General features: G+C 62.1%; 17 protein-coding genes and 1 tRNA gene. 15 read left to right on the top strand and 3 right to left on the bottom strand.

Going from position 1 to position 23,034, the window contains the following annotated elements:
- Positions 1–101 precede the first annotated feature (101 nt).
- From ABC729_RS19640 to ABC729_RS19610, 7 genes are all read left to right on the top strand, one after another.
- Positions 102–185: transfer RNA gene (locus ABC729_RS19640), tRNA-Leu, on the top strand.
- 126 nt (positions 186–311) lie between these two features.
- Positions 312–1,652 carry a trigger factor gene (gene tig / locus ABC729_RS19635; RefSeq protein WP_495609297.1) on the top strand — a complete coding sequence of 447 codons (1,341 nt, stop codon included), beginning with the start codon at positions 312–314 and terminating at the stop codon, positions 1,650–1,652.
- A 70-nt stretch (positions 1,653–1,722) separates the two neighbouring features.
- Positions 1,723–2,346, top strand: coding sequence for an ATP-dependent Clp endopeptidase proteolytic subunit ClpP (gene clpP / locus ABC729_RS19630; protein ID WP_495609296.1), 624 nt, complete (start codon positions 1,723–1,725; stop codon positions 2,344–2,346).
- Positions 2,347–2,586: 240 nt separating this feature from the next.
- The gene (gene clpX, locus ABC729_RS19625) at positions 2,587–3,852 is read left to right on the top strand and encodes an ATP-dependent Clp protease ATP-binding subunit ClpX (protein WP_495609295.1); all 1,266 of its coding nucleotides are present in this window, start codon (positions 2,587–2,589) and stop codon (positions 3,850–3,852) included.
- 206 nt (positions 3,853–4,058) lie between these two features.
- The gene (locus ABC729_RS19620) at positions 4,059–4,823 is read left to right on the top strand and encodes an SDR family NAD(P)-dependent oxidoreductase (protein ID WP_495609294.1); all 765 of its coding nucleotides are present in this window, start codon (positions 4,059–4,061) and stop codon (positions 4,821–4,823) included.
- A 626-nt stretch (positions 4,824–5,449) separates the two neighbouring features.
- Positions 5,450–8,386 carry a TonB-dependent receptor plug domain-containing protein gene (locus ABC729_RS19615; protein WP_495609293.1) on the top strand — a complete coding sequence of 979 codons (2,937 nt, stop codon included), beginning with the start codon at positions 5,450–5,452 and terminating at the stop codon, positions 8,384–8,386.
- A gap of 356 nt (positions 8,387–8,742) precedes the next feature.
- Complete coding sequence (locus ABC729_RS19610; protein WP_495609292.1) at positions 8,743–11,736, top strand: TonB-dependent receptor plug domain-containing protein; 2,994 nt, start codon at positions 8,743–8,745, stop codon at positions 11,734–11,736.
- Positions 11,737–11,813: 77 nt separating this feature from the next.
- Here ABC729_RS19610 and ABC729_RS19605 read toward each other — a convergent pair whose 3' ends face one another.
- The gene (locus tag ABC729_RS19605; RefSeq protein WP_495609291.1) at positions 11,814–12,404 is read right to left on the bottom strand and encodes a TetR/AcrR family transcriptional regulator; all 591 of its coding nucleotides are present in this window, start codon (positions 12,402–12,404) and stop codon (positions 11,814–11,816) included.
- Between the two features lie 198 nt (positions 12,405–12,602).
- Here ABC729_RS19605 and ABC729_RS19600 point away from each other — a divergent pair, with 198 nt between their 5' ends.
- From ABC729_RS19600 to ABC729_RS19575, 6 genes are all read left to right on the top strand, one after another.
- The gene (locus tag ABC729_RS19600) at positions 12,603–13,775 is read left to right on the top strand and encodes an isovaleryl-CoA dehydrogenase (RefSeq protein ID WP_495609290.1); all 1,173 of its coding nucleotides are present in this window, start codon (positions 12,603–12,605) and stop codon (positions 13,773–13,775) included.
- 183 nt (positions 13,776–13,958) lie between these two features.
- On the top strand, positions 13,959–15,566 hold the full coding sequence (locus ABC729_RS19595; RefSeq protein WP_495609289.1) for a carboxyl transferase domain-containing protein: 1,608 nt from the start codon (positions 13,959–13,961) through the stop codon (positions 15,564–15,566).
- Positions 15,567–15,577: 11 nt separating this feature from the next.
- Positions 15,578–16,357 carry an enoyl-CoA hydratase/isomerase family protein gene (locus ABC729_RS19590; protein ID WP_495609288.1) on the top strand — a complete coding sequence of 260 codons (780 nt, stop codon included), beginning with the start codon at positions 15,578–15,580 and terminating at the stop codon, positions 16,355–16,357.
- Positions 16,354–18,336: an acetyl/propionyl/methylcrotonyl-CoA carboxylase subunit alpha gene (locus tag ABC729_RS19585; protein WP_495609287.1), complete on the top strand. Its 1,983-nt coding sequence runs from the start codon at positions 16,354–16,356 to the stop codon at positions 18,334–18,336. The genes ABC729_RS19590 and ABC729_RS19585 overlap by 4 nt, the downstream gene beginning before the upstream one ends.
- A gap of 121 nt (positions 18,337–18,457) precedes the next feature.
- A complete protein-coding gene (locus tag ABC729_RS19580; RefSeq protein WP_495609286.1) occupies positions 18,458–19,219 on the top strand; it encodes a substrate-binding periplasmic protein in 762 nt (253 codons plus the stop codon).
- Positions 19,220–19,258: 39 nt separating this feature from the next.
- Entirely contained in the window at positions 19,259–20,152 is an 894-nt protein-coding gene (locus ABC729_RS19575; protein ID WP_495609285.1) for a hydroxymethylglutaryl-CoA lyase, read from the top strand.
- A gap of 2 nt (positions 20,153–20,154) precedes the next feature.
- Here ABC729_RS19575 and ABC729_RS19570 read toward each other — a convergent pair whose 3' ends face one another.
- A complete protein-coding gene (locus tag ABC729_RS19570; protein ID WP_495609284.1) occupies positions 20,155–20,643 on the bottom strand; it encodes an Lrp/AsnC family transcriptional regulator in 489 nt (162 codons plus the stop codon).
- Positions 20,644–20,749: 106 nt separating this feature from the next.
- Here ABC729_RS19570 and ABC729_RS19565 point away from each other — a divergent pair, with 106 nt between their 5' ends.
- On the top strand, positions 20,750–20,992 hold the full coding sequence (locus ABC729_RS19565; RefSeq protein WP_444733990.1) for a DUF6356 family protein: 243 nt from the start codon (positions 20,750–20,752) through the stop codon (positions 20,990–20,992).
- A complete protein-coding gene (locus ABC729_RS19560) occupies positions 20,989–22,023 on the top strand; it encodes a YeiH family protein (protein ID WP_495609283.1) in 1,035 nt (344 codons plus the stop codon). Before ABC729_RS19565 ends, ABC729_RS19560 begins: the two co-directional genes overlap by 4 nt.
- A 69-nt stretch (positions 22,024–22,092) precedes the next feature.
- Here the strand turns inward: ABC729_RS19560 and ABC729_RS19555 are convergent, their stop codons facing one another.
- On the bottom strand, positions 22,093–23,034 hold the full coding sequence (locus ABC729_RS19555; protein ID WP_495609282.1) for an alpha/beta hydrolase: 942 nt from the start codon (positions 23,032–23,034) through the stop codon (positions 22,093–22,095).

Below are 23,034 nucleotides of genomic sequence, written 5' to 3'. Positions count from 1 at the left end.
GTTGCCGGCACGACTGCCCCGGCAGATTCCGGGCTTGGCGAGCCTCAATCAGCTTGCTATACGGTGCGCTCCCACGGGCGGCCTGACGGTTTGCCTGACGGGCGGGCGTGGCGGAATGGTAGACGCGCTGGATTTAGGTTCCAGTGTCGAAAGACGTGGGGGTTCAAGTCCCTTCGCCCGCACCATGAGTTTTGAGTTTTGACCCGCAACCCACCGCGGAAGCCGGAAATCCGGCCCACCCGCGGGAGCTTCGGTCCCTGTAATGGCAGAGGGGGCTGGGGCGAACAGACAGAAGACAGGCATTTCGTCCCATGCAGATCACCGAGACCAGCGCTGAAGGCCTCCGCCGCGACTTCAAGGTCGTCATCACGGCCCAGGATATCGAATCGCGGGTGCAGACCCGGCTGACCGAGGTCGGCAAGACCGTGAAGATCCCGGGCTTCCGTCCCGGCAAGGTCCCGATGCCGATCCTGAAGCAGCGCTATGGCCAGTCGGTCATGGGCGAAGTTCTGGAAGCCGCAGTCAATGACGGCGCCCAGCAGGCCGTCTCCGACAACAACCTGCGTCCGGCCCTGCAGCCCAAGATTGAAGTGCTGAAGTTCGATCCGGGTCAGGACCTGGAATTCGCCGTGCAGGTTGAGCTGCTGCCCGAGATCGAGCCGGCGGACTTGTCCGCCGTCGAGATTGAGAAGCCGGTGGCCGCCGTCGCCGACGACACCGTGACGGAAGCCCTGGGCCGTCTGTCCAAGGGCCGCCGCACGACCGAGAAGGTCGATGAAGACCGCGCTGCCGTTACCGGCGATATCCTGCTGATCGATTTCGACGGTTCCGTCGATGGCGAGAAGCGCCCCGGCATGAAGGGTGACGATTACGAGCTGGAGCTGGGCTCCGGTTCCTTCATCCCCGGCTTCGAGGACCAGCTGGTCGGTGCCAAGGCCGGCAGCGATGTCACCGTCAATGTCTCGTTCCCGGCTGAATATCACGCTGCCGAGCTGGCCGGTAAGGCCGCTGTCTTCGAGGTCAAGGTCAAGGAAATCCGCGTCGGTAAGGATGCGGAGCTGAATGACGATCTGGCCAAGACCTTCGGCTTTGACGATATGGAAGCCCTGAAGGCCGCCATCAAGGAGCGCACCGAAGGCGAATATGGCCAGACGTCGCGTCTGCGCGCCAAGCGCGCCCTGCTGGACAAGCTGGCCGAGCTGCACAGTTTCGACGTCCCGGTCGGCATGGTCGAGATCGAGTTCGAGCAGATCTGGAAGCGTTTGCAGGAAGAACTGGCCCGCGGTGGTGCGGACGCCGAGGACGAAGGCAAGAGCGAGGACGACCTGAAGGCCGAGTATCGCGACATTGCTGTCCGGCGTGTTCGTCTGGGCTTGCTCCTTTCCGAAATCGGTCGTCGTAACAATATCACTGTTACGCGTGAGGAGCTGCAGAAGGCAATGTTCGACGAGGTTCGTCGTTATCCGGGCCAGGAGCAGCAGGTTTTCGAGTTCTTCCAGAAGAACCCGCAGGCCGTTGAAAGCCTCCGCGCGCCGATTTACGAGGATAAGGTTGTCGACTTCGTCCTCGGAACCGTTAAGGTGAACGAAGTGACCGTGTCGGTTGAAGAGCTGATGCGCGATCCGGACGAAGACGAAGTGGCCGCCGCCTGAGGCAGTCATAAAGTACCGCGGGGGCCAATCCAGGACCCCGCGGCTTCTGGTTAGGAGCGAAGCAGGGATCATGATTGAACCGCAGATGAACGCGCTGGTTCCCATGGTGGTCGAGCAGACCAACCGCGGCGAACGGGCATACGACATCTACTCCCGCCTCCTGAAGGAACGGATCATTTTCCTGGTCGGTGGCGTGAACGATGCCGTGGCCAGCTTGGTCTGTGCCCAGCTTCTGTTCCTGGAAGCGGAGAATCCGACCAAGGAAATCTCCTTCTACATCAACTCGCCGGGTGGTTACGTGACGGCCGGGTTGGCGATTTATGACACGATGCAGTATATCCGCTGCCCCGTGGCGACCATCTGTATGGGCCAGGCCTCTTCCATGGGTGCCCTGCTGCTGGCCGGTGGTGCCAAGGGCAAGCGTTTCTCGCTGCCCAACAGCCGAATCATGATCCACCAGCCCTCGGGCGGTGCGCAGGGTCAGGCTGCTGACATTGAGATTCAGGCCCAGGAAATCCTCCGCCTGCGTGAAACGCTGAACGATATTTTCGTGAAGCACACGGGCCAGAGCCTGGATGTCATTGAAAAGGCTGTGGAACGTGACAAGTTCATGAGCCCGGAGGAGGCCAAGGCCTTCGGGATCATCGATGAGGTGATCGCTGGCCGTCCGGGTGGTCTTACCCAGGTGGCTTAAAGCGGAGGCGGTGGCGAACAAGTATATATTGATCCCGCCGCTTCTGCTGTTGTTGAATAGGTGTGAGAGGGCGTCATTGTCAGCCCTGGGGTTCCGCCTCCCGTTGCTGGGATGTGCCGGGAACCGGAGAAGGCAAGGACGCCCCCTGAAGCAGGCATCCCGCAGGGGGTGTTGGGGCGTATCGGTCGGGGGCCAGCCGGGCCACCTTCCATGCGCCATCCGGTGATGTACGGAGCGCAAATGACCAAGTCGACCGGCGGCGACAGCAAGAATACCCTCTACTGCTCCTTCTGCGGAAAGAGCCAGCACGAGGTGCGCAAGCTCATTGCCGGCCCCACCGTGTTCATCTGCGATGAATGCGTCGAGCTGTGCATGGACATCATCCGCGAGGAAAACAAGACCACGCTGGTGAAGTCCCGCGACGGTGTGCCGTCCCCGCGCGATATCAGCACGGTGCTGGATGATTATGTGATCGGTCAGGAGCATGCCAAACGCGTGCTGTCCGTGGCCGTGCATAATCACTACAAGCGCTTGGCGCATGGCGCGAAGCACAATGATGTGGAACTGGCCAAGTCGAACATCCTGCTGGTCGGTCCGACCGGTTCGGGCAAGACGCTGCTGGCCCAGACGCTGGCCCGTATCATCGACGTGCCCTTCACCATGGCCGACGCCACGACCCTGACCGAAGCCGGTTATGTGGGCGAGGACGTCGAGAACATTATTCTGAAGCTGCTTCAGTCCGCCGACTACAATGTCGAACGGGCGCAGCGCGGGATCGTTTATATCGACGAGGTCGACAAGATCAGCCGCAAGTCTGACAACCCGTCCATCACCCGTGACGTGTCGGGTGAGGGCGTGCAGCAGGCCCTGCTGAAGATCATGGAAGGAACGGTCGCCTCCGTGCCACCGCAGGGCGGGCGTAAGCATCCGCAGCAGGAATTCCTGCAGGTGGACACGACAAACATCCTGTTCATCTGCGGCGGTGCCTTTGCCGGCCTGGAGAAGATCATTGCTGCGCGCGGCAAGGGTACGTCCATTGGCTTCGGTGCCGATGTCCGTGGCCCCGATGAACGCCGCATGGGCGACGTCCTGCGCGAGGTGGAACCGGAAGATCTGCTGAAGTTCGGTCTGATTCCCGAATTCGTGGGTCGTCTGCCGGTCCTGGCGACGCTGCACGATCTGGACGAAGCCGCCCTGATCGAGATCCTGTCCAAGCCGAAGAACGCCCTGGTCAAGCAGTATCAGCGTCTGTTCGAGATGGAAGACGTGAAGCTGACCGTGCATGAGGAGGCGTTGCGCGCCATCTCGCGCAAGGCGATCGAGCGTAAGACCGGTGCGCGTGGTCTGCGGTCCATCATGGAGAGCATTCTGCTTGATCCCATGTATGACCTGCCGGGCCTGACGGGTGTTGAGGAGATTGTTGTCAATAAAGAAGTGGTGGAGGGCCGCGCCAAGCCGCTCTACATCTATTCCGACCGTGCCAGTCAGGCGGCACCCGGCGCCTGATCCGGTTGCGATCTGTTTTAGACAGAAGAGGGGCGGTCCTGTAAAGGGTCGCCCCTTTTTGATTCTGTCGCCTGCTCTAGAGGTGCGGGGATTCATGCACCTCCACTGTTCGAAGTTCCAAATTGCCCGTGCGGCTTTGCACTGGGATAGTGCGTGATCCGATAAGCGGGCAGGTCGGCCCCGAAAGATGGCAAGGGAGTGAAGAGATGGACATCAAGGGCGTATCCGCGATCATCAGCGGCGGTGGTTCCGGCCTGGGGGCCGCAACGGCACGCGCGTTGGCGGCAGGTGGCGCCAAGGTGGCGCTGCTGGATGTCAATCTGGATGCAGCCAATGCTGTCGCGACGGAGATTGGCGGCATCGCGGTCAAGTGTGATGTGACCAGCGCCGACAGCGCGCAGGCTGCCGTCGCTACTGCTGCTGCTGCCCACGGCCCGGCCCGTATCGCTGTCAACTGTGCCGGCATCGCACCGCCCGCCAAGATTGTCGGTCGAGATGGCCCGCACGACCTGGACCTGTTCCGCAAGGTGATCGAGGTCAACCTGATCGGCACTTTCAACATGTTGCGTCTGGCTGCTGCTGGCATGCAGGGTCTGGAGCCGGTGACCGCGGATGGTGAACGTGGCGTGATCATCAACACCGCATCGGTTGCGGCCTTTGACGGGCAGATCGGGCAGGCGGCTTATGGCGCTTCCAAGGGCGGCGTTCATGCCCTGACCCTGCCAGCCGCCCGCGAACTGGCCCGCAGTGGCATTCGTGTCGTCACCATTGCGCCCGGCATCTTCCTGACGCCGATGATGCTGGGTCTGCCGCAGGAGGCGCAGGATAGTCTAGGCAAACAGGTGCCGTTCCCGTCCCGTCTCGGCAAGCCGGAAGAGTATGCTTCCCTGGCCCTTCACATCATTGCCAACAGCATGATCAATGGCGAGACCATTCGCCTGGATGGCGCCATTCGCATGGCCCCGAAGTAAGGGGATTACTATATATTCAGCGGTTTGAAGGGCGGCCTTTGGTAGGCCGCCCTTATTCGTTCCTATGCATGCGGTGGACGCGCGTTGCCCATGATGATTCGCATCAATCTGCAGACATGTTGGGATTTGGGATAGGTGGTAGCGTTGATCGGGAGAGATCTGCAGAAGTCAGATGTGGACGCAGCACGAGTGCCCCATCCATCGCCGTTACAAATATGAAATGAATTATTAACAAATCCTAATTGAGCTCAATCAAATGGCCTATGCTAGGGGATCTATCCCAAAGCGTTTGTATAGTTTTTCCAAAATGTATCAAAATGTATCAATGAAAATTTTATAGTGATTTTTTTGGAAATACGCTTCTGTCTTTTAAAGTGTTTCCTAGAAAAATATAAAAATTCCAAAAAGAAACATTGAAATATTTAAGATAGTATTTGAAGTGTTAATAAATATTAACTATTCAATATCAAGTTAAGTTGCTTCTGTGCAACATGAAATCTACAAAATAGTTACACGTCTTGCCGGCTATTGCACTGTCGAATGGGTGCGCCATGTTGCGAAGTCCATTGGGTCTATGCCGATAGACATAAGACGGCAGGCCCCAGCAATCCGGAGAGGGATTAACGATGAAGATGGTTCAAGGGCGTGCGTCGCGCCGTTTCCAGCGGGGCCTGCTGTTGGGTGCCGCCATTGGTCTGGCCGCGACCGGCATCGCCGGCGCACAGGAACTGCAGCTTGAGGAAATCGTTGTGACCGGTTCGCGCATCGCGCGCCCGGAACTGACCAGCTCCAGCCCCGTCACGGTCGTCGATGCCGCTGCCTTTGAGCAGGCCGGTGCCGCCACTGTTGACAGCGTGCTGAACGAACTGCCGCAGATCATTCCGGCGCTTGGTGCCTTCTCCAACAATGGTGGTAACGGTTCGGCCACCGTCGATCTGCGTGGTATCGGTGCCACCCGCACCCTGGTGCTTGTGAATGGCCGCCGCTATATTCCCACTAACGGTCAGGGCACCGTCGATCTGAACAACGTTCCGGCATCGCTGATTAAGCAGGTGCAGGTCCTGACCGGTGGCGCGTCGGCCGTGTACGGTTCGGACGCCATCGCCGGCGTCGTGAACTTCATCCTCAAGGATGATTTCCGTGGTGCGCAGGCCAGCGCCCGCTACGGCGTCACCAAGGAAGGCGACGGCAAGGAGCGCAACGTTAACCTGACCATTGGTACGGGTTCTGAAGACGGAAAGTCCAACCTGACCCTGTTCGCTGAATATAATAAGCGCGACGAGGTCATGGCCGGCGATCGTGACTATTCCAAGCAAGCGATCACCGAAGGCGTCGTCAATGGCGTACCCACCATCCTGTTCAGCGGTTCGTCCACGGCACCGGGTGGCCGTCTGGCCCGTGGCACGACGGTTCTCACCTGGGACAGCAATGGTGTGCCGCGTCCGTTCGACAGCACCCGTACTGCCACCAGCGCCGGTGACCTGTACAATTTCTCGCCCGTGAACTATCTGCGCGTCCCGCAGGAGCGCCTGTCGCTGTTCGCGTTGGGTAACCATGAGTTCAATGAGAACTTCAAGGTTTACGAAGAGTTCAACTTCGTCACCAACCGCGTGCCGCTGCAGCTGGCTGAAACGCCGGCTGTTATCCCGCAGCCGCGTCCCGGCGTGCCGCCGATCCGCATCAACCTGACCAACCCGCTGCTGACGGCCCAGACAGTCGCCCAGTTGCGTGCCCTGTATCCGGCTTCGGCCGACCCGACCTTTGTGGCACCGGCCGGCTTTACCGCCAACGACTATGCCAGCATCACGACGGCCAACGCCCTGTCCCGCCGTATGATGGAACTGGGTGCCCGTCAGCAGGACAACAACCAGAACGCCTTCAACAGCACGACCGGTATCAAGGGCGATCTGTTCGCTGGCTTCACCTATGACACCTATTTCACGTTCGGTCGCGTGACCCGCGACGTGGTTGTCCGCAACGACGTCTCGTCGGCCCGCTTGCGTCAGGCCCTGAATGCTACCCGCGATGCTTCCGGTGCCGCGATCTGCGTTGACGCCACGGCCCGTGCCGCCGGTTGCGTGCCCATCGATATCTTCGGTCCGGGCCGCATCAGCGAAGCCGCCGCCAAGTACATCCGCACCGATACCAATCGCGTGCAGGAATTTGAGCAGCAGGTCTGGAACGGTGCTATCAGCGGTAACCTGTTCGAGCTGCCGGCCGGTGATGTGGGTGTGGCGTTCGGTGGTGAATGGCGCAAGAACAAGTATTCCGACCGCGTGGATGACAGCATCCGCACGGGCGACATTTTGGGCTTCAACCCGGCCCTGTCGTCCGCCGGTTCGTTCGACGTCTGGGAAGGTTTCGCCGAAACCTATATTCCGCTCGTGACCGATCAGCCGTTCTTTGAGAACCTGTCGGCGGAAGCCGCTGTCCGCTACTCTGACTATTCCTCCGTCGGTGCCGTCCAGACCTGGAAGGCCGGCCTTGAATGGTCGCCGATCAAGGATGTCGGCTTCCGCGGTCAGTTCCAGTCGGCTATCCGTGCGCCGAACGTTCTGGAGCTGTATCAGGGTGGTGCCGTTGGCTTCCCGACCCTGAATTCCACGGTTGACCCCTGCCTGCTCTCCACGGCTTCGAACTATGACGCGGCCTTCTGCCGCAGCCAGGGTGTTCCGGCGGCCAGCGTTGGGACCACGGCCTTCAACAATGCCCGTCCGACCCAGTTCCAGCAGCTGACACAGGGTGCGGCCGTCGCGGGCTTTAATCTGACCGAGGAACAGTCCAAGACCTGGACCATCGGTGCCGTCCTGCAGCCGCAGTTCCTGCCGGAACTGACCGCCACGGTTGACTGGTGGCAGATCAAGCTGGAAGACGCCATCGGCGGCTTCGGTGGCGGCGCTGCCGGTGTGGTTCGCGACTGCTTCGTCAATAAGAACCTGCAGAGCGCCACCTGCCAAGCCATCACCCGTACTGGCGATGGCTATCTGGCCATCGTGCAGGTCCCGACGGTCAACAATGCCGGTCTGAAGACCTCCGGTGTTGATATCGGGCTGACCTGGCGCCAGGATCTGCCCGAAAGCCTGACCATCGATGGTGATGGTCAGTTCCGCGTGAAGACGGATGTTGCCTGGCGTGACAAGTTCGATGTGCAGCCGGCTGTCAACGGCACGATCTACAAGTGCGCTGGCTATGGCGGTCAGAACATTTGCGGCGAGCCGATCCCGGAATGGAAGGCCACCACGACCTTCACCTATCAGAGCGGCCCGCTGACGGCGACGGTGCAGTGGAACTATATCGGTTCCTGGAAGAACGACGCCATCCTGTTCGGTACCAACCCCACCACGCTGGTCTATCCGAAGGTGGGTTCCTACAACCTGTTCGATCTGTCCGGTTCGTATGAGGTTGTCGAGGGTGTCTCCGTGTCGGCCGGCGTCACCAACCTGTTCGACAAGCAGCCGCCGATGCTGCCCGACACCATGATCGGTTCCCAGCAGAACAGCTTCACCAACACGTATGACGCGCTGGGGCAGCGGTTCTTTATCTCGACCTCGGTCAAGTTCTGATCCCGGTCGTCATCTCTGCTTCATCACTTCGCGGCGGGCTCCTCGGGACCCGCCGTTTTCTTTTTGGCGGCAGATATAGCCACTAAAATATACATTGAAATTTACTATTTTGAGATGGATAAGAATCTGTGGTTAATGAAAAGTTAACATATATTTATATAAATGATCTTTGGCTTATTGTTGCTAATTTTTTTGCAAAAATGAAATTAATGGTGTTAAATATAACACGACCACTTAATTTGGATTCTTTAACGACGATTATTATTTGATCATCATGCCTGAGCGATGTCTCAATCGCCGCCTCAAGCCGCCTTCGCCAAAGAAAAACCGGCGCGGCGCAAACGGAGAGGCATGCAATGACAAAGACGGACAGCAAGACCATACGCGCCCTGCGCGGACTTTTGATGCTGGGGGCGGCGGTCGGCCTGACGGGCACGGCCGTGGCACAGGAGCAGCTGGAAGAGATCGTCGTTACCGGTTCGCGCATCGCGCGCACCAATCTGAATTCAACGGTGCCGTTGAATGTGGTGGGCGAAACGGAGATTCGCTTCGCTGGCTTCACCAATCTGGCCGATGCCGTGTCCGCCGCCCCCCAGCTGGCGCCGGCCCTGAATGGTCAGTCGTCGGGTGGCTTCCTGTTCGTTGGCGGTCAGAGTCGCGTCGATCTGCGTGGCCTGGGTACCAACCGCACGCTGGTGCTGGTTGATGGCAAGCGCCATATCACGGGCGCTCTCGACAGCGCCGCCGTCGATCTGAACACCATCCCGACCAGCATGGTGCAGCGCACGGAAATCATCACGGGCGGCGCTTCCGCCGTGTACGGTTCCGAAGCTGTGGCCGGCGTGGTTAACGTCCTGCTGCGCAAGGACTTCCAGGGTGTGGAAGTCGACAGCTCCTATGGCATCACCGAATATGGTGATGGGCAGGAGATGCAGCACAGCGCCGTGTTCGGTGCCAAGTTCGACGATGGCAAGGGCTATATCCTGGCTGGCGTGGAATATACAAAGGTTGACAGCGTCCTGGCTGATGATCGCAAGTGGGCCAGCCCTGGCATCACCTTCAATACGCTGGTAACGCCCAACACGTCCGTCCAGAATCCGAAGAGCCGTACCGGCCGCGCCGGCGTGTTCCGCACGCTGGTCGCCAATCCGGGTGCGGGTCCGCTGGCTGCGAATGCACCGGCTGGCGTATCGATTGATTTTGAGACGCGGTCAGTTCAGGGGCTGAACGCCAACTGCCTTAACCCGCGCAACAACCCGAACGCCTCAACGCCGCTCTGCGACGACCCTTCGCTGGACTACACCTCCATCTATACGACCCTGCAGGGTGAGAGCGAGCGTCTTCTGGGCCGCGCCTATGGATCGTACCAGCTGAACGATTATGTCAAGCTGACTGCGGAAATTGGTGCCGCCAGTGTCGATAGCGTGAACCCGCGTGCGCAGCCGGCATTCACTAGCACGACGTTCCGTCAGTTGGTCCGTCGTGACAATGCCTACCTGGCTGGGACTGGCACCAATGCCGCCGAACTGCGCCGTATTTTCGACGCCAACGGTCTGACGGCACCGACTGCCACTGCCGAACTGTACCGTTTCACCGAGGAATTCGGTCAACGCGTGATTGAACAGCAGCGCGACATGATCCGCACTGTCATCGGCTTTGAGGGCGACTTCGAGGCGGCGGATCGCACCGTCAAGTGGGATACCTATTATCAGTATGGCCAACTGGATGGTAAGTCGCTGAACCGCGGTCAGTTCAACCGTGAACGTCATGCCCGTCAGCTGGACGCGGTCATCGATCCCGCAACGGGTCGTGCGACCTGCCGTGATCTGCTGTCGACCGACGCGGGCGTGCGCGCCGCCGCCGCTGGCTGTATCCCCTATGACTGGCTGAATGGTCCGAGCCAGGCCGCGATCGACTATGCCAAGGCGACGTCGGTCACTATCGGTCAGGCGACCCAGCAGGTTGCCGCGTTCAATGTGACGACCGACCTGTTCGACCTTCCGGCGGGCCCGCTGGGCATCGCGGTCGGTGCGGAGTATCGCGAGGAGAAGTCTGACCAGGAAACCGACAGCGCCACAGCGCAAGGCCTGCTGTTCACCAACGCCATTCCGCGCCGTAAGGGTGCGTATGACGTTGCCGAATATTATGCCGAAGCCCTGGTGCCTCTGCTGTCCGACATGTTCCTTGTCAAGGAACTGACCCTGGACGGTGCTTACCGTTGGGCCGATTACAGCACGGTGGGTGGTGTCAGCCAGTGGAAGGTGGGCCTGGACTACACCCCCATCAATGACATCCGTTTCCGCGGCACCTATTCTGAGTCGGTTCGCGCGCCGAACATCATTGAACTGTACGCACCGACGGGTGAGAACTTCACGGGTACGCAGCAGGACCCCTGCGATCGTTCCCGTGTCGCCTCGCTGACCGGTGAGGCCCGCAGCATCCGCGTCGCCAATTGTTCGCGCGACATCACCGGCTATAACCCGGCGACGTTCGACAGCAATATCGGCACAGGCCGCGGCTCTCTGCGCCTTCTGCAGGGTGGCAACGTCAACCTGAACGAGGAAACGGCAGAGACCTTCACGGTTGGTGCCGTTATTCAGCCGACCTTCCTGGACGGCTTTGCGGCCACCGTTGATTATTATGATATCGACATCAAGGACGCGATCAACCTGCCGGCGCTTTCGGGCGTGTTCCAGGCCTGCTATGACACGGCGGGTGGCAGCTCGCTCTGCCAGCTGATCACGCGTGACGCCACGGGTGCCAAGACCGGTACGGCTGGCGGTATCGACTTTGTCACCCTGACCCAGGCCAATATCGCCTCCTTCAAGAACCGTGGTATCGACTTCTCGGTCGCCTATGGTTTTGATCTGAAGGATATGGTGGATTTTGCCAAGGATGACAGCCGCCTCGACCTGAGCCTGCAGGGCACGCACCTGCTGCAGTACGACTTCGTTGCCCAGGCTGGGCAGGCGGCACGCAAGTATGCGGGTACCGCCGGCACCCCGTCCTGGAAGCTGTCGGGTACCGCCAGCTATTCTGACGATGTCTTCACCTTCGCCTGGACGACCCGGTTTGAGGATAATCAGGTCGCAGACGAGACCCTTTTGCCGATCACCGAGGGCCAGCCGCTGCCGCGTATCCCGTTCTATACGGGCGACGTCTGGTACCATGATGTCCGCGTGCTTTATAAGGTCTCGCAGGATCTGGTTCTGCGCGCCGGCGTGCAGAACGTGATGAATGATCGTCCGCCGAACCACCCGACGGTTTATCAGGGCACGGGCAACACGACGTCCGGCAACTGGGACAATCGCGGCCGGTTCTTCTATGCTGGCGTGAATGTGAAGTTCTAAGCAGACGGGGCGGGGGCGGACCCACGCTGCCCCCCGCTTCTATTCTTCAGGCCGCGACCTTCGGGTCGCGGCCTTTTTCATGCGACGATGCCGCGCAGGATCAGGTCGCGGTGCAGGGTGGCCACTTGCTCGGCGGATTTGCGGCCTGAGGGCTGATACCAGGAGCAGATGCCGGTCAGCATGGACAGGATGGCATAGGCGGCGATGGTCGGCTCATCCACGCGCAGGGTGCCGTCCTCTCCCCCCCGATGCAGGATGTCGATCAGCACGCCTTCATATTGTTTGCGCATCCCCACGATCAGCGAATGGTTGGGGGCTTCCAGGCTGCGCAATTCCGAATTGGCGATGAACACCTGCTCCCGCCGGGTGATATGGTAGCCGACATGGAAGGCGATGAAGGCTTCAAGCTGTGCCCGCGGTGCGGCGTCGGCTGGCACGGCCTCATCCACCTCGGCCAGCAGGGTGGTCATATGGTCATGGACCAGATCGAACAGGATGTCCTGCTTGTTGCGGACATGGTTGTAGAGCGACCCCGGCTGGATGCCGACAGCATCGGCCAGCTGACGCAGCGTGATCGCCTCATAGCCTTTGCGGTAGATCAGGGTCAGCGCCGCCTTGCGGATCGCCTCCATGGTTTTCGGCCCATGGCTGCCGGCGGTACGGGCCATCAGCGGCCTCTCTTCATTGACAGAATCATCTTCCGCGCAAACTGCGGCTGGGAAGGGGGTGCCGTCAACCGGAATTCGTGCATGCGCCATGCAGCAAGACCCGCAGGATTCCTTGTTGAAATGACCAATAAAAAAACGTATGACCGTTTCTATAAAGACCCCTGAGTGGGGCTGGTAAACCAATGGAGGACGCCCGCGATGCTGCGCAACAGCCTGCCCATGTTCGATTTCGGCCTTGGTGAGACGGCGAACGCGCTGCGCGATGCCGTGGCATCCTTTTCGGCGGATGAGATCGCGCCCCGCGCGGCAGAGATCGACCGCACCGATCAGTTCCCCATGGACCTGTGGAAGAAGATGGGCAACCTGGGCGTGCTTGGCGTCACGGTGGGAGAGGAATATGGCGGTGCCGGTATGGGCTATGTCGAGCATATGGTGGCGATGGAGGAAATCTCCCGTGCCAGTGCTTCGGTGGGCCTCAGCTACGGCGCCCATTCCAACTTGTGCGTCAATCAGATCCGCCTGAACGGCAATGAGGACCAGAAGCAGCGCTTCCTGCCTAAGCTGGTCAGCGGGGATTTCGTTGGTGCGCTGGCGATGAGTGAGCCGGGTGCCGGGTCGGATGTGGTGTCCATGCGCCTGCGTGCCGACAAGCGCGGGGATCGCTACGTCCTGAACGGCACCAAGATGTGGATCACAAATGGCCCGGATGCCGATGTGCTGGTGGTCTATGCCAAGACTGACCTGGATGCCGGCCCGCGCGGCATCACCGCCTTCCTGGTGGAAAAGGATTTCAAGGGCTTCTCCGTCGCGCAAAAGCTGGACAAGCTGGGCATGCGCGGCAGCCACACAGGCGAACTGGTGTTCGAGGATTGCGAAATCCCGGAAGAAAATGTGCTGGGCCGCGTCAATGGCGGCGTCGGCGTGTTGATGTCCGGCCTGGATTATGAGCGTGCGGTGCTGGCCGCTGGCCCGCTGGGCATCATGCAGGCCGCGATGGATATCGTTGTGCCCTATATCCATGAGCGCAAGCAGTTCGGCCAGTCGATTGGCGAATTCCAGCTGATCCAGGGCAAGGTGGCGGACATGTATGTCGCCCTGAATTCCTGCCGCGCTTACGTTTACGCTGTGGGCCGGGCGGCGGACGCCAAGAAGATCACCCGCAAGGACGCCGCCGGTGCCATCCTGCTGGCCGCCGAAAAGGCGACGCAGCTGGCGCTTGACGCCATCCAGATCCTGGGCGGCAACGGCTATATCAACGAATACCCGACGGGCCGCCTGCTGCGCGACGCCAAGCTGTACGAGATCGGCGCCGGTACCAGCGAAATCCGCCGTATGCTGATCGGGCGTGAGCTGTTCAAGGAAACGGCGTAAGCGCTTTCTTGCTCGTCTCCTCTCCCTGTCGTCATCCCGGCGAAAGCCGGGACCCAGGGGTCCCAGGCACCACCATTTCCCCTTGCCATGCGCGGCGCCGCCAGTATGTCGGGCGCTAGGCCCCTGGGTCCCGGCTTTCGCCGGGATGACGGGAATGGGGGGAGAAACGATCGCGAGGCACCCATGCCCGTCCTTCCCACCAATATCGACCCGCGCAGCCCGGCCTTTGCCGAGAACGCAGCTTCCATGAAGGCGCAGGTGGATGACCTGCGCGCCACCATCGGGCGGATCAGCCTGGGCGGCGGGGAGAAGGCCATGGCCAAGCATCTGGCCCGTGGCAAGCTCAGCCCCCGCGACCGCGTGCGCACCCTGCTGGACCCCGGCACGCCGTTCCTGGAATTCAGCCAGTTGGCCGCCTATCAGGTCTATGCCGATGACGTGCCCGCTGCCGGCATCATCACCGGCATCGGTCGCGTCAATGGTCAGGAATGCGTGGTGGTGGCCAATGACGCCACAGTGAAGGGCGGCACCTACTACCCGCTGACGGTGAAGAAGCATCTGCGGGCGCAGGATATCGCGCGGGAGAATAACCTCCCCTGCGTCTATCTGGTCGATAGTGGCGGGGCGAACCTGCCTAACCAGGACGAAGTTTTCCCAGACCGCGACCATTTTGGCCGCATCTTCTATAATCAGGCCACCTTGTCGGCCAATGGCGTGCCGCAGATCGCGGTTGTCATGGGCTCCTGCACGGCGGGCGGCGCCTATGTGCCCGCCATGGCGGATGAAAGCATCATCGTCAAGAACCAGGGCACCATCTTCCTGGGCGGCCCGCCGCTGGTGAAGGCGGCAACGGGGGAGGTGGTGTCGGCGGAAGATCTGGGCGGTGGCGATGTCCATACCCGTATCTCCGGCGTGGCCGACCATCTGGCCACCGATGACGGCCATGCCCTTGGCATCGCCCGCCGCATCGTCGGCAACCTGAACCGGGTGAAGACCCCGGAGGTTGATATCAAGCCGGTGCGCGAACCGCTGTACAGCGCGGACGACATCTACGGCATCATCCCCACCGACACGCGCAAGCCCTATGACGTGCGCGAAATCATCGCCCGCATCGTGGACGGGTCGGAACTTGATGAGTTCAAGGCCAATTACGGCACGACGCTGGTCTGTGGCTTTGCCCGGCTTTGGGGCATGCCGGTCGGCATCATTGCCAATAACGGTATCCTGTTCAGCGAAAGCGCCGTCAAGGGCGCGCATTTCATCGAACTGTGCTGCCAGCGCAAAATCCCGCTGCTGTTCTTGCAGAACATCACGGGCTTCATGGTGGGCCGCAAATATGAGAATGCCGGCATCGCCAAGGATGGGGCCAAGCTGGTGACGGCGGTGGCCTGTGCCAATGTACCCAAGATCACCCTGATCATTGGCGGCAGCTTCGGGGCCGGCAATTACGGCATGTGTGGCCGCGCCTATTCCCCGCGCTTCCTTTACATGTGGCCCAACGCCCGCATCTCTGTCATGGGCGGGGAGCAGGCGGCGACCGTGCTGGCCACTGTTCGCCGTGATGGTCTGGAAGCTTCCGGCAAGGAATGGAGTGCCGAGGATGAGGCCGCGTTTAAGGCGCCGATCCGCGAACAGTATGAGAAGCAGGGCCATCCCTACTACGCCTCCGCCCGTCTGTGGGATGACGGGGTCATCGATCCGGCAGATACGCGGTCGGTACTGGGGCTCTCGCTCTCAGCGGCGCTGAACGCGCCGATTCCGTCGGCAAAGTTCGGCGTGTTCCGGATGTGATGGGGGCGGCCATGACCATGATCCTGAGCGATATCGACGCGCGCGGGGTGGCAACCGTCACCCTGAACCGCCCGGAAATCCACAATGCCTTCAATGACAAGGTCATTGCCGGCCTGACGACCATCTTCCGCGATCTGGGGGCGAACCCGGATGTGCGCATCGTGGTGCTGCGCGGGGCGGGTAAGAGCTTTTCCGCCGGTGGCGACCTGAACTGGATGCGCCGCATGGCCGGCTACAGCCGGGAGGAGAACCTGACCGACGCCATCGGTCTGGCCACTATGCTGCGCACCCTGAACGAACTGCCGAAACCGACCCTGGCCGTGGTCCATGGACATTGCTTTGCCGGCGCTGTTGGGCTGGTCGCGGCTTGCGATATCGCAATTGCCGCCGATCCTGTGCAATTTGCTCTGACGGAAGTGCGCCTCGGCCTGATCCCCGCGACCATCGGGCCCTATGTCGTGGCCGCCATGGGTGCCCGCGCCTGCCGCCGCTATTTCCTGACCGCCGAGCGGTTTGGGGTGGCCGACGCGCATCGTCTGGGCCTGGTGCATGAGGTGGTGGGGCTGGACGATCTGGACGCGACAGCCGAACGTCATATCGAGAACCTGCTGGCGGCCGGGCCGAAGGCGCTGGCGGGGGCGAAGGATTTGATCCGCGCCGTCGATGGCCCCGTCACCGACACCGTGGTCGCCGATACCGCCGCCCGCATCGCCGATGCACGGTCGGGTGAGGAAGGCCGCGAGGGTCTGTCCGCCTTCTTTGACAAGCGCAAGCCGGGATGGGTGAAATGAGCCGGATTTCGAAAGTCCTGATCGCCAATCGCGGCGAGATCGCCGCCCGCGTCATGCGCACCGCCCGTCATATGGGCATGGGAACTGTTGCCGTCTATTCCGATGCCGACGCCAAGGCGCTGCATGTGGCCAGCGCCGATCAGGCGGTCCATATCGGTCCGGCACCGGCGCGCGAAAGCTATCTGGTGATCGACAAGATCATCGCGGCGGCGAAGGCCACGGGGGCGGACGCCATCCACCCCGGTTATGGTTTCCTGTCCGAGAATGCCGGCTTTGCCGATGCCGTTGCCGCCGCCGGTCTGATCTTCATCGGCCCGCCGGCCAGCGCCATCCGCGCCATGGGCGGCAAGTCGGAAGCCAAGGCCCTGATGGAAACGGCCGGCGTGCCGCTGGTCCCCGGCTATCATGGCGAGGATCAGGACGACGCTTTGCTGGCGCGTGAGGCTGCGCGCATCGGCTTCCCGGTTCTGATCAAGGCATCCGCCGGTGGCGGCGGCAAGGGCATGAAGGTTGCCAGCAGTGCCGAGGAATTCCCGGCAGCACTCGCCTCTGCTAAGCGCGAGGCCAAGGCCAGCTTCGGCGATGACCGCGTGCTGATCGAAAAGTATCTCGCCCGTCCGCGCCATGTGGAAATCCAGGTCTTTGCCGACAGCCATGGCAATTGCGTCTATCTGTTTGAGCGCGACTGCTCCATCCAGCGCCGCCACCAGAAGGTGGTGGAAGAAGCCCCGGCCCCTGGCATGGACCCGGCCATCCGCGCCCGCATGGGCGAGGCTGCTGTGGCGGCGGCCAAGGCCATCGGTTATGTCGGTGCCGGTACCGTGGAATTCCTGCTGGATACCGACGGCTCCTTCTATTTCATGGAGATGAACACCCGTTTGCAGGTGGAACATCCCGTGACGGAGAAGATAACGGGGCAGGACCTGGTCGAATGGCAGCTGCGGGTCGCTTCGGGCGAGAAGCTGCCCCTGACCCAGGAACAGTTGACCATTAACGGTCACGCCCTTGAGGTCCGGCTGTACGCCGAAGACCCGGCCAAAGGCTTCCTGCCGCAGACGGGAACGCTGGCGCATCTGCGCTTCCCCGAGCAGGGTGAGCATGTGCGCGTTGATACAGGCGTGCGGTCGGGTGATGCCATTTCGATCTTCTACGACCCGATGATCGCCAAGCTGATCGTCTGGGACAAGGATCGCGACAGCGCCGTGCGCCGCCTGGAAAAGGCGCTGGCAGAAACGGAAGTGGCAGGCCTGAACGCCAATGTCCCCTTCCTGTCCGCCGTGGCCGGTCATCCGGGCTTCCTGGCTGCCGACCTCGACACCCGCTTCATTGAGCGGTACGAGGCAGACCTGCTGCCAGCATCCACCGCACCGGACGCGGCCACCCTGGCCCTGTTCAGCCTGGGTCTGACCCTCGCCCGCCGTTCCAGCGGCAGCGACCCGTGGGATGCCGTTGGTGGCTTCCTGCTGAACCTGCCCGCCACCGACCGGATCGAGTGGCAGGAAGCGGGGGAGGAGGGGGCGGCCCATAAGGTGGATGTCACCTGGGCACGTGGCGGCTTTACCATCGTGGCGGCAGGCGAAACCCTGTCGGTGGCCGGCAGCCTGTCCGCCGATGGCACCCTGACGGCCACGCTGAACGGGACGCGGGTCACGGCACGCTGGGTCCGCTGGGGCGACCATGTCACCCTTTTCCATGCCGGTGCGACACAAACCCTGACCCTGGTCGATCCGCATGAAGGCGCCCATGCCGATCATGGCGGCCATGGCCGTCTGACGGCCCCGATGCCGGGCAAGGTGATCGCCATTCTGGTGGAGGAGGGGGCGACCGTGAGCAAGGGTCAACCCGTCATCGTGCTGGAAGCCATGAAGATGGAACATACGCTGAAGGCCCCCGCCGACGGCAAGGTCACCCATCTGCGATACCAGATCGGCGACCAGGTCAGCGAAGGGGTTGAACTTGTCGGGTTTGAGGCTGCCTGACGGTAGGTGAGACATGCACACTTGCATGAAAATGTCATGTGAGTGTGCATTCAACTTCGTTTCCCTTGGGGCAAAAGGGGATTAGAGTTGATATCCAAGGCAGGCACGGTGAGGAACCGCCATGTTCTCTCGCAGGACCATCCTGAGAGGACTGACCGCCGTCGGGACGCTTCCACTGTGGCGTCCGGCGCTTGCCCTTCCTGCAACCTTCCGCATGGTCTATTTCGGGGATTTCGCCCCCTTCTCGCAGGTGGACAGCACCGGCAAGGTGCGGGGCCTGTTCGTGGACGCGGCAGAAGGCATCCTGCGCGAAAAGCTGGGCCAGGAGGTGGAGCATCAGGGCTTCCCCTGGGCCAGGGCCCAGGCCATGGTGCGCGGTGGGGAGGCGGATGGCTTCCTGACGGTGCCGACGCCGGAACGTCTGTCCTATGTGCTGGCCAGCGCGCGGCCGGTCTTCACCTTCCCCATGTGCATCATCACCGCCGCCGACAGCCCGCGCCTGATGGAATTGCGTCAGGTGCGCCGGTTGGAGGATCTGCGGTCCTTCCGCGTCGGGCATTATATCGGCTCCGGCTGGGCGGATGCCAATCTGCGGCCCTTGGGTCTGGATATCCAATGGGCCGCCGACCTGACGGGGGCCATGCGTCTGGTCGCCAATGGCCGCGTCGATGCGTTGGTGGACAATGCCGTGTCCATGCGGGTCCGGCTGGCGGGACCGGAATTCAATGGCAGGCTGATCGAGTTGCCCAATACCCTGGCGACCCAGCCCTATCATCTGTGCATTGGCCGCAGTTCCGCCTTTGCCGAACTGATGCCACAGGTGAATGCGGTCCTGGCGCAGCGCCCGGTCAGCGGTGGCGGCGGGATTGCCAAAGCCACCTGACCCTGTCCTATCCTTTTCAATTCTGACGATTGAGTGATCATGCACGACATCCGCCTTGTCGAAGTGGGCCCGCGCGATGGGCTGCAGAATGAAAAGACCCTGGTGCCGCTGGCGACCAAGGTCGAACTGGTCAACCGCCTGTCGGCCACCGGCCTGTCGGTCGTGGAGGCTGGCGCCTTCGTCAGCCCGAAATGGGTGCCGCAGATGGCCGACAGCGCGGAGGTGATGGGTGCTATCTCCCGCCGGCCCGGCGTCACCTATCCCGTCCTGGTCCCCAATGAGAAGGGGCTGGAGGCGGCCCTGGCCGTGGGTGTGACGGAAGTGGCGGTGTTCGGCGCGGCGTCGGAGGCGTTTAGCCAGAAGAATATCAACTGCACCATCGCTGAAAGCCTGGACCGCTTCCGCCCTGTCATCGACCGGGCCAGGCTGGCGGGCGTGAAGGTGCGGGGTTATGTGTCCTGCGTCCTGGGCTGCCCCTATGAGGGGGCGGTCGACCCGGCCAAGGTGGCAGAGGTGGCGGCCAGCCTGATGGCTATGGGCTGTTACGAGGTCAGCCTGGGCGACACAATCGGCGTCGGCAACCCTCGCGCCGCCCGCATCATGCTGCGCCGTGTGGCGGAGGAAGTGCCGATGGGCCGCATCGCCCTGCATTTCCACGACACCTATGGTCAGGCGTTGGCCAATATCCTGGCCTGTATCGAACTGGGGGCGCGGGTGTTCGACGGGGCCGTGGCAGGGCTGGGTGGCTGCCCCTATGCCAAGGGGGCGTCTGGCAATGTCGCGACCGAGGATGTGCTGTACATGCTGAACGGCATGGGCCTGACCACGGGGGTGGACCTGGACGCGCTGGCCGCCATCGGCAACTGGATCAGCGAGGAGTTGAACCGGCCCAATGGCAGCAAGGTGGGCCGGGCAATGGCGGCGAAGGGCTGAATTCACCCCTTCACATAATCCAGCGGCAGTTCGGTCGTGTATTTCAGGCATTCCATGGAGAAGCCGGCGGATACGTCCGACAGGTTGGCGACCTTGATCAGGCGTTTGTACAGCGCGTCGTAGCCGGCGATGCTGTCCACCATGAACTTCACCAGATAGTCGATGTCGCCCGACATCCGGTGAAGTTCGATCACCTCTGGAATGCGGCTGACCCCGTCGGCGAATTTCTGCAGCCATTCCTCTGAATGGGTGGCGGTGCGGATCAGGATGAAGCCGGTCAGGCCCAGGTTCAGCTTGGCGGGGTCCAGCAGGGCCACGCGCTTGCGGATCACGCCCTCGTCCTCCAGCCGTTTGATCCGCCGCCAGGCCGGGGTCTGCGACACGCCCGCCCGTTCGGCGATTTCGGCCACGGAGCCAGAGGCATCTGATTGCAGGGTGGCGAGGATCTTGCGGTCGATCTGATCCAAAATCTTCTCCGATATACGACCCATGTAGAAGAAAATCACGACATTGGTGACATGATATCACAGAGTTTAGACAAAAATCACCCGAAGCCGGTGATAGGCTTTCCTTGTTTCCGGCACCTGGAGGAAAGCCATGCTGCACCGCCTGTTCACAGACCATCCGGCCTCTGTCGGTGAAAGCTATCTGGCCCATATGGGGCAGGCCTTTTCCTTCGGCTTCACCATGCTGTTTGCGGCCATCGCCTGCATCCTTCATGGGTTTTTCCCGTTCCTGTTCGTGAAAACGGGCAGCAACACCATCCGCCGCCTGCATGAACGGATGGTCACCCATCGCGACCGCCGCACCATGATGGCACCGGGGACGCTGGCCCGATGACCTTTGCCCCCTGGACCAGCCAGACCTCTCGTCATCCGCTGGTCCAGCGGGGGCGCGAAATGCTGCCGGGATTGCTGCTGGCCGCCATCGTGGCGCTGGCGGCGGCCCATATGGCGGCGTGGCAGGGTGGGCCGGTCATGCTCTATGCCCTGGTCTTTGGCATGGGGCTGAATTTTCTGGCGGCCGACGCCCGCTGCACCCCCGGCATCACCATCGCGACCAAGCCGATCCTGCGGCTGGGTGTGGCCCTGCTGGGGGCCAAGGTGACGCTGGGCGACATGCTGGGTCTGGGCTGGGGCGCTGTCGCCCTGGCCGTTTCCGGCCTGTTGGTCACGTTGAGCGGGGGCTATGTGATCGGCCGGATGCTGAAGCTGCCGCCGGCGCACGCGCTTTTGTCCGCCGGCTCCGTCGCCATCTGTGGCGCTTCGGCGGCACTGGCCATTTCGGCGGCCTTGCCGGCCCGTCATCAGGCGGAGAAGCCCACCTTGCTGGTGGTGGTCGGCGTCACCGCCCTGTCTACCATCGCCATGCTGGCCTATCCGCTGCTGACCCGGCTGCTGGGCTTGGGGGAGGAGCAGGCGGGCCTGTTCTTCGGGGCTAGCATCCACGACGTGGCACAGGTGGTGGGGGCGGGATACCTGATTTCCGACCATGCGGCGGAGGTGGCTGCCATCGTCAAGCTGATGAGGGTGGCCTGTCTGGTGCCGGTGGTCATGGCCGTGGCCTGGATCTTCCGTGATCGGGAGGAGGAGATGGGCAAGAAAACCAGCCTGCCGACTATCCCGCTTTTCCTGCTGGGCTTCATCGCCTTGGTGGTGGTCAACAGTGCCGGCCTGCTGCCGGCGGCGGCGCTGGGCATGATGGGGGAATTGTCCAGGGGCTGTCTGGTTGTGGCCGTGGCGGCGCTGGGCATGAAGACTAGCCTGCGCGACATGGCGGCGCTGGGACCGCGCCCCGTGGCGGCCTTGGTGGGGCAGACCGCCCTGCTGGCCGTCTTCGCCCTGGGCTTCATTGGTCTGATGGGCATGTAAAAGAACCCTCCCGTCCGAAGACGGGAGGGGGAGGACCGCCAGGCACAAAGGCTGGCGGTGGGAGAACATCTATACCAGCCTGCGCATCCTGTCGGCCGCGTCGCCGATGGCCTGGCCCGCGACATCCAGCATGCCGCCGAAGGACAGGAAGCCGTGGAAGGTGCCGGGATAGGAGAGGTGCTCGGCCTGACCGCCCGCATCACGCAGGCGGGAGGCGTATAAGGCCGCCTCATCATGCAGAGGGTCGTAGCCGCCCGTCAGCAGCAGGGCCGGGGGCAATCCGCGCAGGTCGGGCGACAGCAGGGGCGACACGGCGGGCAGGTAGGCAAGGCCCGGATCGGTCAGGTAATTGCCCCTTGCCCAGGCGATGCCATCGCGTGACAGGAAATATTCGCCATTGCCCTTGGTCTGGCGTGAGGTCAGACGGGGATCGCCGTCCGCCAGGGTCAGCACGGGATAGAACAGCACCTGCCCCCTGGGCCGCCGCTCCGTCGGGCAGAGAAGCTGACAGACGGCGGCGGCCAGGGTGCCGCCGGCGCTGTCGCCGCCGATCAGCAGCCGGGCCGGATCGCCACCATGATCGCCAATCCGGGACAGGGCCCAGCGGGTGCTGTTCAGGGCATCTTCCAGTGGGGCCGGAAAGGGGTTTTCCGGTGCCAGACGATAGCCGACACTGGCGATGATGAACCCGCTTCGCGCCGCCAGATGCGACAGCGGGGCGTCATAGCAGGGCAGGCCGCCCATCGACCAGCCGCCGCCATGGAAGAACAGCAGCACCGGTGCCGGCCCCTTGACCGATTGGGGCCGGTAAAGCCGCAGCGGCAGGGGATTGTCGGCCAGCGGCACCATTTCCATGCGGATGGAGACATTGTCCGCCACAGCCCCGCCAAGCTGTGTGAACAGCAGGTCGTAATCGCGCCGGGCGCTGGCCATGTCGATATCATCGATGGCGGTGCCGCCCGCCTGCCGGAAGCTTTCAAGAAGGGCGAGGGACTGGGGGTCCAGCGTCAC

The sequence above is a fragment of the Niveispirillum sp. CC-CTL257 genome, assembly GCF_059489915.1.
The sequence above is the reverse complement of the archived record's forward strand: the minus strand, read 5'-3'. Positions and strand labels throughout refer to the sequence as shown.